The sequence below is a fragment of the Almyronema sp. genome (assembly GCF_052168255.1).
GTDB lineage: Bacteria > Cyanobacteriota > Cyanobacteriia > Phormidesmidales > Phormidesmidaceae > Sphaerothrix > Sphaerothrix epifaneia.
Genome location: NZ_JBQLZL010000038.1, coordinates 1 through 13,332, shown reverse-complemented (window position 1 = coordinate 13,332; position 13,332 = coordinate 1). Strand labels below are relative to the sequence as shown.

Annotated in this window: 14 protein-coding genes; 7 read left to right on the top strand and 7 right to left on the bottom strand. The window is 51.1% G+C overall.

The genetic code is table 11. The features are described 5' to 3' along the window. Nucleotides 1-25: 25 nt before the first annotated feature. From ACTS3T_RS08430 to ACTS3T_RS08405, 6 genes are all read right to left on the bottom strand, one after another. The gene (locus ACTS3T_RS08430) at nt 26-370 is read right to left on the bottom strand and encodes a hypothetical protein (RefSeq protein WP_377963642.1); all 345 of its coding nucleotides are present in this window, start codon (nt 368-370) and stop codon (nt 26-28) included. A 10-nt stretch (nt 371-380) separates the two neighbouring features. Further along, nucleotides 381-872 carry a phage tail protein gene (locus tag ACTS3T_RS08425; protein ID WP_377963644.1) on the bottom strand — a complete coding sequence of 164 codons (492 nt, stop codon included), beginning with the start codon at nt 870-872 and terminating at the stop codon, nt 381-383. 82 nt (nt 873-954) lie between these two features. Then, complete coding sequence (locus tag ACTS3T_RS08420; protein WP_377963646.1) at nt 955-1,437, bottom strand: phage tail protein; 483 nt, start codon at nt 1,435-1,437, stop codon at nt 955-957. A gap of 44 nt (nt 1,438-1,481) precedes the next feature. Continuing rightward, a complete protein-coding gene (locus ACTS3T_RS08415; RefSeq protein WP_377963648.1) occupies nt 1,482-1,955 on the bottom strand; it encodes a phage tail protein in 474 nt (157 codons plus the stop codon). Nucleotides 1,956-2,089: 134 nt separating this feature from the next. Further along, complete coding sequence (locus ACTS3T_RS08410; protein ID WP_377963650.1) at nt 2,090-3,799, bottom strand: phage tail sheath family protein; 1,710 nt, start codon at nt 3,797-3,799, stop codon at nt 2,090-2,092. Nucleotides 3,800-3,861: 62 nt separating this feature from the next. After that, a complete protein-coding gene (locus tag ACTS3T_RS08405; RefSeq protein WP_377963652.1) occupies nt 3,862-4,425 on the bottom strand; it encodes a Pvc16 family protein in 564 nt (187 codons plus the stop codon). A gap of 430 nt (nt 4,426-4,855) precedes the next feature. On the opposite strand from ACTS3T_RS08405, the gene ACTS3T_RS08400 reads away from it, so the two are divergent. From ACTS3T_RS08400 to ACTS3T_RS08375, 6 genes are read left to right on the top strand one after another with little or no spacing between them, the layout of a single operon-like run. After that, a complete protein-coding gene (locus ACTS3T_RS08400) occupies nt 4,856-5,965 on the top strand; it encodes a sensor histidine kinase (protein WP_377963654.1) in 1,110 nt (369 codons plus the stop codon). Between the two features lie 58 nt (nt 5,966-6,023). Next, nucleotides 6,024-6,725 (top strand): response regulator, encoded by a 702-nt coding sequence (locus ACTS3T_RS08395; RefSeq protein WP_377963655.1) that lies wholly within the window; start codon nt 6,024-6,026, stop codon nt 6,723-6,725. A gap of 25 nt (nt 6,726-6,750) precedes the next feature. Continuing rightward, on the top strand, nt 6,751-7,749 hold the full coding sequence (locus ACTS3T_RS08390; RefSeq protein WP_377963657.1) for an SEC-C metal-binding domain-containing protein: 999 nt from the start codon (nt 6,751-6,753) through the stop codon (nt 7,747-7,749). After that, on the top strand, nt 7,742-9,010 hold the full coding sequence (locus tag ACTS3T_RS08385; RefSeq protein WP_377963659.1) for a Pvc16 family protein: 1,269 nt from the start codon (nt 7,742-7,744) through the stop codon (nt 9,008-9,010). Before ACTS3T_RS08390 ends, ACTS3T_RS08385 begins: the two co-directional genes overlap by 8 nt. Before the next feature lie 10 nt (nt 9,011-9,020). Continuing rightward, on the top strand, nt 9,021-9,248 hold the full coding sequence (locus tag ACTS3T_RS08380; protein ID WP_377963661.1) for a hypothetical protein: 228 nt from the start codon (nt 9,021-9,023) through the stop codon (nt 9,246-9,248). A 4-nt stretch (nt 9,249-9,252) separates the two neighbouring features. Further along, nucleotides 9,253-11,355 carry an ATP-binding protein gene (locus ACTS3T_RS08375; RefSeq protein ID WP_377963663.1) on the top strand — a complete coding sequence of 701 codons (2,103 nt, stop codon included), beginning with the start codon at nt 9,253-9,255 and terminating at the stop codon, nt 11,353-11,355. Nucleotides 11,356-11,606: 251 nt separating this feature from the next. Here the strand turns inward: ACTS3T_RS08375 and ACTS3T_RS08370 are convergent, their stop codons facing one another. Beyond that, a complete protein-coding gene (locus ACTS3T_RS08370) occupies nt 11,607-11,762 on the bottom strand; it encodes a hypothetical protein (RefSeq protein WP_377963665.1) in 156 nt (51 codons plus the stop codon). Between the two features lie 425 nt (nt 11,763-12,187). Here ACTS3T_RS08370 and ACTS3T_RS08365 point away from each other — a divergent pair, with 425 nt between their 5' ends. Next, complete coding sequence (locus tag ACTS3T_RS08365; protein ID WP_377963667.1) at nt 12,188-13,021, top strand: GDSL-type esterase/lipase family protein; 834 nt, start codon at nt 12,188-12,190, stop codon at nt 13,019-13,021. Nucleotides 13,022-13,332 lie beyond the last annotated feature (311 nt).

Genomic DNA, 13,332 nt, shown 5'->3' with positions numbered 1-13,332 from the left:
TGGTTAAAGAGAGTATGCCGAAACATCACGTTTCAACAGTGAGGGCAGCAGCTTCTGAGGAAGCCGCCTCAGGGGGATCGGATTCTTCTAACTCGTTAATGTGGCGATAAAATTTCTGCAAATAGTTAAGATCGCAGGCAAACAAACGCTCAATAACGGTGGGATTCACCTCTTCAAGGGCACCTAGCTGGGTAATCACACGGGCTAAGATGATGACGGTGGCATAGGCTGGATTTGACTTCACGCGAACATCTCGCAGCGGTGTAATTTCATCCATTGCTGTGGCTAACCGCATAATGCCTTTACGATGCACATTACCCTCTGCATCCAGATAGCCCTTGGGCAGCATGAATTCAAACTCCGTCTGCATGGTAGGCTCCCTACTTTACCCGCTTAAATTCGTCTACCGATAGCTCAACTTCCTCAATTTCAAACTCTTTGCTATCGGCCTTCACATCCGAAATTTTATAACTAACGGGCCAAGCACCGCTAAAACGGAAACGAACCGACTCTTCCGCCGCTTGATCGTAAAGGGTGAGATCGCCGTCGCGTCGCTGCTCTGACCACTTTCCGGCTTCAACCGCTGTAAACCAATCCCACATCGCCTTAGAAAGGGTCATGCCCCGTTTCAAGATGATGTTTTCACTCTTCATGTTACCGGGCATTTTTACCCGTACCATGCGTCCACGCGGCGTACCATTTTTTCCCCACTTCTGCGGTGTGACTTCACAGAGTTCGACGACTTCTTGCGATCGCTTGAAGCCTTGACAATCCATAAAGTAGCCATCGATGCGATCGTCACTACCATCTAGATGAATTTCAAGATAAAAGCGCGAAGACGCAATTACTTCGTAGGATTTGTCTTCAGCCACAACAACACCTCTACCTCAACTACTTTTGGGTTGTTAGATGGCGCACATAGCTGTGCCCATCCAGCAGCGCGACCAAAAACGCTTACTTAACGCGGTGGATAGAGTGATAGACAATCTCAACGGTTTCGGTCGCCAGATCAGTTGCCCCCGCTTCAAATTTAGAAGACTTGTAGCTAGCAGGAGCCACGCCGGTCAAGTCCCAGCGAGCCGCTTCATCGCCCCCCTGGTTATAAAGCACAATTGAACCTGTTTTGAGCTGACCTTTAGCGGCTGACCCCCCTCCCTTAATCGGCTCAGAGTGAAAGTCTTCGTACCATTTCATCAGGCGATCGTCTTCGACGGTATCCACATATTCAATAGTGATTTTGCCGTTTTCGATACCCGTTACGGTAGCTTGCATGGTGCTCTTGCCGCCTTTGCTAACGCCAAAGGGCTTCGTATCTCCGGCGGTCGCCAATTTGATTTCGATGCCGCTAACTTTTTTGACTAACAGATCTTCAAGGCCATCAAAAGATACATAAAACTTAGAGCAAGCTAATACATTGAAATCATTACTGTCTGGCATGGCAGCGCTCCTATCATTGATTTAGGCTTTTGGCTAACGTTTAATTACTTGGTGCGGTTGATTTGTTCGCAAACCATTTCAAACGTTTCAGTCGCTAAGTCTTTGCTATCAGCCGCGAGGTCAGAAACTTTATAGGATTTGATCCAGGCGTTGGTAATGTTCCAGCGCAAAATTTCCTGGTCACCCGCGTCGTAACCGACAATGGAGCCATTTTTGCGGTTTTCAGACCACTTACCGTCGCCCCCTTCACTCTTGGGCATCGTTGCCTTCATCCAGTTATACCAGTCGAGGTCACCCTCACAGAGAAAGGTTTCAATCGTGAAGTTAGGATTCTCTTCAAAGCCTGCTGAAGTAGACTGCCACATGGTTTTGCCACTTTTAGTTGAGGCCAGCGGCTTTTCGTGACCAGCCGTTTGCCCGGTAAAAGTAACCTCAGTGACGCTTTTGATCATTTTTTCGGTGAGGCCGTCAAATTCTACGTAGAATCGACTAGTTGGGATCGGTCTTAGTTCAGCCATAGTTACTGCTCCTCAGGCACAGCGACAGGTCAAATTGAGTCGTAAGGTGCGTCAGGCGGGTGCCAAACGCACCGTTATCAAGGGGTTGGTGTATCACGCCCAAGGGCGATACAGCCGCTAGACAAATTGGCTACTTATTGGTTGGGTGCCCACTGGCTAATGCGGAAGATGACAAATTCAGCCGGACGGACAGGGCAAACACCTACTTCAACGTATAGACGACCCATCATCATCGTTTCATGGGTGTTGAGTTCGCCGTCACACTTCACATAAAACGCCTCGGAGGGGGCACCGCCAAATAAAGCTCCTTCTCGCCATAAGCGCTCTAAGAAGTTGCTAACCGTACGCTTTACCCGCTCCCACAGATCCATGTCGTTGGGTTCGAAGACAACCCACTGGGTACCAATTTCGATGGATTTTTCAATGTAGCTCAGCAAACGGCGCACACTGATATAGCGCCACTGAATATTGTCGGGTTCAACCAGGGTACGAGCGCCCCACACTTTGATACCCCGATTGTAATTAGCAAAGTTGCGGATACAGTTGATGCCCAACGGGTTGAGCAGTTCTTGCTCTCGCATGTTGGTTTCGTAGGCTAAACCAGTCACCCCTCTAGGAGTTTCGTTGGCTGGAGCCTTGAAAACGCCACGCGACTCATCGGTGCGGCACCAGATACCCATCATATGTCCGCAGGGAGGCACCATCAGGGGGCGACCGCCATTGCGGGGATTGGCAACCTGGATCCAGGGATAGTAAAGCGCCCCAAACATGGAACGACGGTTAAAGGTTCTAAGCCATTGAGCAGCGTGCTGGGGCTTTTGCTCTTGCGGGGGCACTGCCTGATTGTCATTTTTGCCGAGCTTAACGGGGGGCAAATCTAAAACAGCCATGCGGTAGGCGGGGCCAGGGAAAGAGTTTTCGCACAGCGTTAGCATCATTTCCATGATGCCGTGTACCTGATCGAGGTCGAGCAGCCCTTCTTGATAGGCTCGCATCAGGTCAGGGCAAGCCACCATGGCGACTTCATCAATTTCAAAAAGACCTTGTAACCCTTCGCGATCGTCACGCATGCCTTGCACGTCGCGGGGCAGGCGATCGGGTGGGGCAATGTAAGGCGGTGGAGCGACTTCGTAATAACCGTTGGCAGGTCGTCGCGAGAGGGGCTGGCCGTTTTGCGAGATATCAGCGATTTGAATATATTCTGATTCCTCTAGTGCGGTTATCGCATAGTCAGCGATCGCGGTATCGACCTCAGGATTCATCGTCAGGTGTTCGTAGCGTTCAACTTCTTGGCCTCCCTGCTGCACGCTAACGGTAAAAAATTCTCCTGTATCTAGCGGTAGCACAGAGTCTTCATCTGGATCTTCTTCAAGCTTGGGGGTGCTTTCAGTCACCTGAATCAGGATGCGGCTGTCGCTGCTTGCAGGTAAAGCTGGCGCACTACCGCCTTCTGGCAATTGTAGGTTAAAGCTCAAAGAGGGCTTGCCACCAGGCGTCAGCACCTTGGTAGCGGTTTCTTCGGCTGAAGGGGGTTGCGAACCCGGAAGCTTGGTGCCGATACTAACGACCCAGCAACGTCCGCCACCATTTTGAAACCAGCCTTGTACCGCAAAGGGTAAGTAAGCGTCAAAATCGGTAAATCCATCGGAGGCTGGTCTGGAGAAATACTCTAGGTACTGGCTCCAGTTTGTCACCATCATGGGTTTGAAGAGTTCAGCATCACCCCGAACGTCTTCGGTGAAGCCGATAAACCCGGCTACACTCATGCTGACGCCTTCAATAGGGCGACTACCACGATCAACCTCTTCGACGTAGACCCCAGGGGCAAAATAATCTAATGCCATGCTTTCCTATCCTCCTGACCCAGTGGGTTTAATAAGCGGTACAAGTCCATTGCTGGCAATGGTTAAGGAACCAGAATTAAAGGTTCTGGTAAGGGGCTACCCGGGCGGGGTGTCACCTCTGCGATCGCCTGTGATGCGCTATACGAGATGGGTGATCGCTGCCCTAAAGGGACAGTAACCGTCAGATGAACCGCCGGACGCAAAGGCACGCCAAGCGCTTTCCACAGCGTGATAGCATCCAGAACGCTCTTAGTCGATACCTGGATTGGCATCGAAGCCCGCCCTCGCAGTTGAGACGTTAACGCCTCCTCTGGTAAATATGGGCAGTCTAAAAACAGCAGTAGAATCTCTGAGAGCAACCGCTGCTCTCCTAACGCCGTAAAATCTGAAACGCTGATCAGAAAAAGCAGGTCAAGCCATTGATAAAGACCCCCTTCGAATTCAGCCAAACTAGACTGAGCCGCAGATTCTCTGCCTCCCGGCTGAATGTGATAGCAATAGAGACTAACAGCAGGGCAGGCGTCTTGATTAACCTGGGGATGGTTGAAATAAATTTGTTCCTTGCTGATGAGGGAAGTTCGACTGGTAAGAACCTCCGCAAGTGTCTGGGCGACAGCCGGAATCATAAGGCGTTAGGGCGTCGAAACACATCCTAACCTTAGGCAGCGGGCCAGAACTTGGTCATTAGACTTTGGTCGAGATTTCAAGGCTTGGTAAAAATCCCGAGTTTTTCCCGGTTTTATCGCTTGTTTATTGTGAAGTCTTTGTATAAAGTCCGTGTGGCAGATTACGAGGTGTGAATAGAATAGGCTCATCTCAAGTAACTAATCTATGGTTCTATCTGGCTCTTTAAATTTCGTTAAATGCTGGATGTTTTTAGCGTTTAATCAGGAGCCAAGAAGCGTTCAGTTCTCTAGCAAAGGCAGGTTTAGCATTTTTTCTTGATAGCAAGCCATTCTCTTCATTGCTAGCCCAATCAATCTTTTTCACTGACTCAAGCTGCTGAACTGGCAATTTTTTCAAGAATTTTCCATTTCTTAACAATTTGCGATCGCAATGCAGTCTCAGGTTAAAAACACTTTACTTTCAGCCCTTCCCTTACTCGATCTCAGTCGTGAGCCAGCCGACTTAGAAACTATCTGTCAGCAATTTGTGGATCAGCTGTTTGATCAGCTTCCTGTGGTGGCGATATGGGGCATTTTTCGAGGAGGAGTGGCTGGTGACTATCAAGCGGTGGCTCGCTACTGGCAAGGAGAATGCTGTTTTGACGCGGCAACGCTAGCTTATCTGGAGTCAGAAGATTGGCTGCAAATGCCATTTGTGCCGATGCAGGTTAGCCAGTTAGATTTGCCGCAAACTGAACTGGTCACTTATTTCTGCGGTTATGCACCGGATTCGCCTCACTATTTGTTGGTTTGGGCTAAGCACCCATTGACGGGGTTGCAACAGTTTTGTATCGAACAGCAGACTCGTTTGCTGGCTTGGGCTTTACAGCGCCAGCCAGCGCCTCAGTCGTCTCAGCTACAGCTTTTGCAAGAGATGCTCCAGCGCACTGAACATCAACTGCGTAATCCGCTGGCTTTGGTGGGGCTGTATGCAGATTTGCTCTATCAAAGTTTGAGCCAACCAGAGCAGCAGCAGCAGGTACGGCAAATTCAGATCACAATTGCTGAGATTGGCCACAGCCTCAAGCAAATGCGGCAGTATAGTCGAGCCGCCCAGCTTGAGATGCAGGAGCAGGATGTGCGGCAGCTTTTAGAAGAGAGCTTAGAAGGGCTAAAACCCTGGATTGAGCAAAAGCAGTTAGCCGTTGTTTATCCGGAAGCGGCGCTAGCAATTGAAATGGACGCCTGGCAGATGAAGCAGGTTTTTCACAATTTATTGAGTAATGCCATTTACTTTAGTCCTTGCTCAGGCACGATCACTTGCTGCTGGGCAGACTTTCAGCGGGAAATTTTGATTGAGATTTGTGACCAAGGCACGGGATTGTCTGAGCTGGATTTGAAAGAAATATTTAAACCCTTTTATTCGCGACGCAGCGGTGGTACTGGGCTAGGACTTGCGATCGCGCGTCAAATTGTCCAACAGCACCAGGGACGTATTTGGGCTGATAACTTACCGTCAGGAGGAGCACAATTTTGTATTAGCCTGCCACGACTACCATAAATGTTGCCTGCGACGATGACCCTTATACACACAGTCAGATCATTGGGAGCCATTGGGGATGATGTCAGTAGAGTGTTTGCCCAAGCCAGCCACACAGAAGATTTCTGTTTTGCTGGTTGATGATAATCATCAGTTCCGACATGGATTAGAAACGCTGTTGGGTTTTTATCACACAACCGGCTCCCTCTCTTGCTGCGTAGTCGGCCACGCGGCGTCGGTTGAGCAAGGCTTGCAACTGGTACAAGAGCAGCAGCCCCAACTGGTCTTGCTCGACATGGAGCTGACTCAAAATGACGGGGTTACATTTCTGGTGCAGCAGCGGCAGCTCAGACAACCCAGCCGGGTGCTGGTCTTGTCGGCTCATCAAGAAGATGAGTGGGTGTTTCGGGCGATGCAGGCTGGGGCTTGTGGTTATGTTTTTAAGGATCGGCTGGCCCACCAACTCTCGCAGGCGATCGCCACTGTTATGCAGGATCAGATTTATCTTTCGGCTGAGGTGGCTACTCGCTTCTTTCGGCTATTTCACTTTTACAGCGGGCGGACGATGCTGGCGAAAGCGACTGTTCACCTGACTGAGCGTGAGCAAGAGGTGCTGCACTGGCTGGTGCAAGGTGCCTCTAACGACGCGATCGCTAAACGTCTACACATCACAGTCGCTACCGTTAAAGCCCACCTCACAGGAATTTTTGAAAAGCTTGAGGTTAGCAGCCGGACTCAGGCGATTGTAAAAGCGCTAAAGCTTGGGTTGGTCGCCGCCTAACACGTTGAGGTTTGACTGTTTGCCCATGCTTGCCGCCCATTCTGACCTGGATCACACCCTAAAATGGCTGCAAGCTCAGCCACAGGGGACGCTGCTGTGTGAGCCAAGCGGGGTGCATTTGGTGCAGGTGATTAAAAGGGGGTCGCGCATTCAGCTAGTATTGCTGGATCAAAGCAGTTTATCGTCTCAACTGCTGCAGTCAGAGTGGGATCTTGAGCAACCTTTTCAGCTTACCGCCGTGTCTACCCAAGCTTTACTGCTTGGGCTAGTCGGCGTTCCACAGCCGCGTCGGATCTATCTGGCTGGGCTAGGGGGAGGCCGATTGGCATTTGTGTTGCATCGGAGCTTGCCAACGGTGACGCTTGAGTGCGCTGAGATTGAACCTTTGCTCTTGCAGGTGAGCCAGCAGTTTTTTGGCTTGCGGCCTGATGAGCGGCTGCGGCTGCATTTGGCAGATGGACGGGCTTATTTAACGGCAGCAACAGATGCCTATGATTTAATTTTGGTGAATGTGGCTTTGGGTAATGGCTATACCCCCTATGCTCTAGCAACAGCGGACTTTTATCAGCTTTGCCAGAGACGGTTGAGCGCAGCGGGGGCGATCGCCGTTAACCTGCCCGCTCTCGATCCCTATTTGGCTGACAAGGTTTATACGTTTAGCCAGGTATTTTCTCAAAGCTATGTTTGCGCTTTGGCAAATGGCAACACAATTTTGCTAGGGTTTCAGACAGATGAGCGATCGCTATCAGAGCTGCAAGCCCAAGCCCAGCAGTTAAGCCAGGTGTATCCTTTTGCCCCAGCGATCGAGCCACTGGCCGCGACGCTACAGACCAGCCATACCTGGTTATGCAGTTTTGCCCACCCCCCCCATTTACTGACAGACAAGACACCGCCCCACGGGTACTTTGATCGACTGCCTCGTTTTAATACCCTGTTCGCCCAGGTTGCCTCAGACCAGCCTTGCCCTTGCGGATCGGGGCGGAGGTTTGAGTCTTGTCACGGTTCTTTTGGAGATTATGAGTAATTATCTGGCGATCGCTACCGTTACCGCAACGCTACAAAGAACGCTGCAAGCGGCTGTACAGCTAGATGTAGAAGGTGCGCGGGTAACAACCGTGCGTCCTAGCGACATCGGCAACGGCACCCCGGAAACGGGTGTTAATATTTTTCTCTATCAAATCATCACCAATCCAGCCCTCAACAATATTGATGCCACTCCGTTTCGCAGTCGGGGAAACCCGGTAAAGCGGCAGGCGGCTCTAGATTTGTATTACATGCTGAGCTTTTATGGCAACGACACTGAATTAGCGCCTCAACGGTTGTTGGGCAGCGTGGTCAGCACCCTCAATGATTACCGTATGATTCCGGCGGAAATTATCCGCGATGCTTGCGAAGATTCTACCCTGAGCTTTTTACAAGATTCGCGCTTGGCCGATCAGATCCAGCAAATTACCGTTATGCCGCTGGATCTCAACCTGGAAGATTTGTCTAAAAGCTGGACCGTTTTCTTCCAAACGCCCTATGTTCTATCAATTGCCTACAAAGTGATGGTAGTGCTGATTGAAGGCGACAGAACGGCGCGGCGGGCGTTACCCGTGCGCGATCGCCGGACGGGTAGTTTGGCTCCCTATTTCAACCAGCCAGCCGTAGAACAGGTGCTAGCTGCTAGCGGGCGCTACGACCCAATTTTGCTCGATAGCAATTTAATTCTGCGTGGCAAAAATCTCAAGGGTGACGAGGCTACTCAGGTTAGAGTGTGCGGTGTCAACGTGACGCCCACTCAAGTCACCGCCACCGAAATTCAACTGGCTTTGGCAGATGTACCCATGGCTGCGATTCGAGCAGGTGTGCAGAGCCTCCAGGTGTTTCATCCGCCAGCAACGACGCGTGGGCAAAGCCCTCGACGGGGGGTAGAGTCTAATGCGGCTCCTTTTGTGCTGCGCCCGGTAGTCACGCAGGTGGAGGTAGAAGTGGTCGAAGACCCTATTGATGAACCGCGTTCGGGTCGTCTTTGGATTGAGGTGAACTTGACGGTGGGAGCCGAGCAGCGAGTGGTTGTTTTTCTCAACGAGTGGTCTACTGAAGCACCTAGAGACTATTCCTTTGAGGCCGATCCGCGAACGACAGAAAGTCAGGCGATCGCGATTCCCTTTAAAGAAGTAGAAGCGGGCGATTATCTGGTTCGCTTGCAGATTGACGGGGCTGAAAGTCAGCTTGAAATTGACAACACCCCCGGTAGCCCCACCGAAAATTGGTTTATTGGCCCCAGAATTACAATTCGTTGAGGATGCACACATGGTACAAGATGACTACATTAAGCAGCGGCTCAACCTAGAGCTAGAAGGGATGAGCGTTAACCAGTTGACTGAATTGGGCAATCAGGCTGTAGAGATGGGGTTAATTGCTGGGCATGGCTACCATCGCGGCCAGTATGAAATTTTGCGGCAGGGTAAGGTTGTGCTGTTGCCACCGCCGGAAGCGCTGGTTTATTTGCAAGACTTAATTCGAGGTGTGGCGGGATAAGTGAATGACGGCCACTTCACTAGAGCGCTGGCGCGAAGCTAATCACCGCTACCTGATGCAAGCGATCGCTCAGGTGATCGCCTATTTAGAACGTAAGGCTCGTCCGGCTGAAGCCACTGAGATTCCTGCGGATCCCCCTTCCCTACAGCCAGCTACTGCCCTCGATCAGCTTTGCTCCCTGTTCGGCTTGTCTCGTTTCGAGCGAGATATTCTTTTGCTCTGCGCAGGGGTTGAGCTAAATCCGGTGGTGATGCCCTTGTGCGCTTCTGTGCAAGGTGACCCTCAACAAGGCTATCCCACCTACAGTCTGGCACTGTCGATTTTTCCGTCACCCCATTGGTGGGCGCTGACTCCCGAAAGCGCTCTCCGCTATTGGCACATCGTTGAAGTTGGCGGCGGCAATGCCCTCACTTACAGCCCCTTGCGCATCGACGAACGGATTTTGCATTTTCTTTTGGGCATCAAATATACAGATATGCGGCTCAAGGGAATTTTGACGCCGCTAGAAGCGATAGGTACAGAATTTGAAGCTTTGCCCCCTTCTTATCAGGCGATCGCCGAGCAAGTGGCTTATGTCGGCTGGCAAGCTACCGATAAACAGGCACCAGCAATTCAGCTCTACGGTAGCGATGAGACGACCCAACGCGCCATCGCCCTAGCGGCTTGTCGCCAAATGCAACGGCAAGGGCTGTTGATTGCAGCAGACGTGTTACCGACTGAACTGGGGCAATTCAATCTGATTAAGGTGCTTTGTGAGCGAGAAGCCCTCTTGACCGATAGCATTTTGGTGCTTGACTGTAGTGCCCTTAGCAGCGCCGATAGTACGGTAGAAGCAGGGGCAACCCAGCAAAACAGTGCCATTCATCGTCTGATCGATAGCCTCCAGTGTCCGGTCATTGTGCTCAGCCGCGATCGCCGTGCTCAGCGTCAGCGATCGCTGATTACCTTCTCCATCGCCGCCCCTACCCATCAAGAGCAGCGTGCCCTCTGGCAACTCCATTTAGGTAAAACGGCCACCGAACTCAACGGTCATATTGACATGCTGGTGACCTATTTCAATTTGTCGCCTGCTAGCATTCAGTCTGCCTGCGAAAGGACAAAGCGCTTACTCGGCGCTGGCCGCATAGAAGCAGCAGAAAACGGCTGGAAACACCCGCCCGCAACGACCAAAATCGCCTCCCTTTCCAGCCCAGACACCGCCACCCATCCCCCAGAAGACAGCAACCCCGCTCGGCTACCTGCCCTGCTTTGGGAAGCCTGTTTAACCCAGGCGCGTCCCCGCTTAGACGAACTAGCCCAGGCCATTCCCCCCAGCGCCGACTGGCTAGATCTGGTGCTGCCAGAAAAGGAACTGCAAGTGCTGCACACAATCGCAGCTCATGTGCGTCAACGCACTAAAGTTTATGAACACTGGGGGTTTGGTCGCAAAGGGAGCCGGGGTTTAGGGATTAGCACCTTGTTTGCAGGGCCTAGCGGCACGGGCAAAACGCTGGCAGCAGAAGTTTTAGCCAATGACCTAAAGCTAGATCTCTACCGGGTTGATCTCAGCACCGTTGTTAGCAAATACATTGGTGAAACCGAAAAAAATCTGCGTCGGATTTTTGATGCGGCAGAAACAGGAGGCGCTATTTTGCTGTTTGATGAGGCTGATGCCCTTTTTGGTAAGCGATCGGAGGTCAAAGATTCGCACGATCGCTACGCCAATATGGAAGTTGCCTACTTACTCCAGCGAATTGAAGCGTATCGAGGTTTAGCGATTCTCACGACTAACCTCAAAAGCTCGTTAGATCAAGCATTTCTGCGTCGCATTCGCTTCATTGTGCAGTTTCCCTTTCCCGATGCCAAGCAGCGAGCCGAAATTTGGCGACGCATCTTTCCGCCGCAAACACCGTTGCAAGATTTGCTGTATGACAAGTTGGCCAAACTCAGCGTCTCAGGCGGTAATATCCGCAATATTGCCCTCAACGCCGCTTTTTTAGCAGCGGACGCTGACGAACCCGTTCAGATGCATCATATTTTGCAAGCGTCACAGGCAGAATATATCAAGTTAGAGCGCCCCTTAACAGATGCTGAAATTAAAGGCTGGCTACCCAAATCAGAGGCTTAATCTTTTTCTGCATGATGAATAATGTATGCCAACCGCCATGCAGGGGGCGCTACAGGTGCGGAGTTAGTTGATCGAAGCAGAATGCTTACAGCCGCTCAATCCTCTTGCCGCAAAAGGCAAGAAGACCTTTTCTTCCACCGCTAGCGGCTTTCAGCAGTTTAAGAGACTTAACCCTAATGGCTACAGCTATAGAGTGGCAAAACCTCGCCGCCTTAGCCGCCGGAAAGGGGGATTGCTTGATTGACAGCGGCCTAGAAAATACCTACTAACACGATCAATGTAAATAGACAAAAAAGGGCAATCCCCATTGCGAAAATAACTTCGTAAGGAGCGTGATTGATTTCTTCTAAATACTGGTTAGCCTTTTGGTCTTTTTCTGCGTTGGGTGTCCAGACCATATTTTTCATAATTCTTAGCTCCTAAAAGATAAGCTATCAGCCCTAGCTAGAGCGTGCCAATTGAGGTTAAAACTGGCCTTTCAGCGGCGAACACTCAATAGCAAGAACAGTATCTGTTTAAAGCTTAGAAACTTTGAACGAAGAATTTTGCGAAGTCGGCTAAACTTCAATCTTGTTCGGATAAGTTGATTTACTCCGATTGAAAAAAGAGATTTCTTAATAGACGTCACGAAAAAGCCTCTGCGGAAACCGACAGAGGCGCAACCTTTAGAGCACTGAAGTCAGCTTCAGTGATAAGCAGGACGTTACCACGATCGCCTAATCAAATTCAAAAGACAGGGTGTCAAAATTTTTGCCAAAGTTTTTGCAGTGGCTCTGTACTGAATCGGTTAAATCCGTTTAAGATCTGAGCCGTCCCCCCCTTCGTGATCGCTGTGCGGGATTTTTTTCGACTATTGCCAGCCGTGCCAGCTTGGGCCGTTCTATCTTTGTCGATAAACGGGCTATTGTTTGTTGCTGTCTTGCTGTTATCGCGCCATTCCTCGCCGCCTAGCGATCGCCCACCTGTTTTACCCCAAGCCAATGCCTCAGTCGTAGATACTGCCGCTGAGACACCTTTTGAGCCACAGCTTGGCGAACGCCAACAGCTTAACTATCAGCAGTGGGTGTCATTGCTGGCGCAAGAAGCAGATGCGATCGCCCTGCAACAGCCAGAAAACTTGGCGGTGCTGCTAGGAGATTCGATCAGTCTTTGGTTTCCCTTAGAGTTGCTGCCCTCTGACCAAACCTGGCTCAACCAAGGCATTTCTGGCGAGACGACCGCAGGCTTGCTAGAGCGAGCTAATTTGCTCGATCGCACTCAGCCCCAGGTAATTTTTTTAATGATTGGCATCAACGACTTAATTTGGGGCAAACAAGACGCCGAAATCCTCAGCAATTATCGCCAGCTTGTTGAGTATCTGCGCTGGGCACATCCGCAAACGCAAATCATTGTCCAGTCGATTTTGCCGCACAGTGCCGAACAATCCACCTGGCAAGGACGCGATCGCCTTTTGGTGTTACCCAATAGCCGCATACGAGAGCTGAACCAAAACCTGGCAGAAATCGCCGCTGACAACAATGCCGACTACCTCAATCTTTATCCCCTCTTTGCCGATACCGAAGGCCGACTACGCCCCGACTTGACCACCGATGGCCTGCATTTAAACGACCAGGGCTATTTAGTGTGGCGTACGGCGATCGCCCTCTACGGGCAGTTGCGAGAGTGAGGAGTGGGGGTGCGGGGAGATAGGGGAGATAAGGGGGGGAGAGGGGAGATAGGAGGATGGGGGGAGTGGGTTTTTGAGTGTGATCCTTCGGGTTGCGTTTTAAGCTCAAGAGAATGCGTGGATAAGTTGCCCACTCTGACACACAACAATTCGGATATGCCCAAGTCCCGCCACAGACTCCAGAGCGCTTCAAACATTAAACCAGAACTACCTAAAAACCAAACCCTTCCCCTATCTCCCCTATCTCCCCCACCCCCCCCCTCCTCTCTCCCCCACCCCCTCCTCCCCCCCCCTCCCCCCCGCTCGCTGGC

What these genes read in the sequence shown, in the direction of transcription:
- ACTS3T_RS08430 (WP_377963642.1), bottom strand. Translation starts at nt 370, where the DNA reads ATGCAGACGGAGTTTGAATTCATGCTGCCCAAGGGCTATCTGGATGCA.
- ACTS3T_RS08420 (WP_377963646.1), bottom strand. Translation starts at nt 1,437, where the DNA reads ATGCCAGACAGTAATGATTTCAATGTATTAGCTTGCTCTAAGTTTTAT.
- ACTS3T_RS08415 (WP_377963648.1), bottom strand. Translation starts at nt 1,955, where the DNA reads ATGGCTGAACTAAGACCGATCCCAACTAGTCGATTCTACGTAGAATTT.
- ACTS3T_RS08410 (WP_377963650.1), bottom strand. Translation starts at nt 3,799, where the DNA reads ATGGCATTAGATTATTTTGCCCCTGGGGTCTACGTCGAAGAGGTTGAT.
- ACTS3T_RS08405 (WP_377963652.1), bottom strand. Translation starts at nt 4,425, where the DNA reads ATGATTCCGGCTGTCGCCCAGACACTTGCGGAGGTTCTTACCAGTCGA.
- ACTS3T_RS08400 (WP_377963654.1), top strand. Translation starts at nt 4,856, where the DNA reads ATGCAGTCTCAGGTTAAAAACACTTTACTTTCAGCCCTTCCCTTACTC.
- ACTS3T_RS08395 (WP_377963655.1), top strand. Translation starts at nt 6,024, where the DNA reads ATGATGTCAGTAGAGTGTTTGCCCAAGCCAGCCACACAGAAGATTTCT.
- ACTS3T_RS08390 (WP_377963657.1), top strand. Translation starts at nt 6,751, where the DNA reads ATGCTTGCCGCCCATTCTGACCTGGATCACACCCTAAAATGGCTGCAA.
- ACTS3T_RS08385 (WP_377963659.1), top strand. Translation starts at nt 7,742, where the DNA reads ATGAGTAATTATCTGGCGATCGCTACCGTTACCGCAACGCTACAAAGA.
- ACTS3T_RS08380 (WP_377963661.1), top strand. Translation starts at nt 9,021, where the DNA reads ATGGTACAAGATGACTACATTAAGCAGCGGCTCAACCTAGAGCTAGAA.
- ACTS3T_RS08375 (WP_377963663.1), top strand. Translation starts at nt 9,253, where the DNA reads ATGACGGCCACTTCACTAGAGCGCTGGCGCGAAGCTAATCACCGCTAC.
- ACTS3T_RS08370 (WP_377963665.1), bottom strand. Translation starts at nt 11,762, where the DNA reads ATGAAAAATATGGTCTGGACACCCAACGCAGAAAAAGACCAAAAGGCT.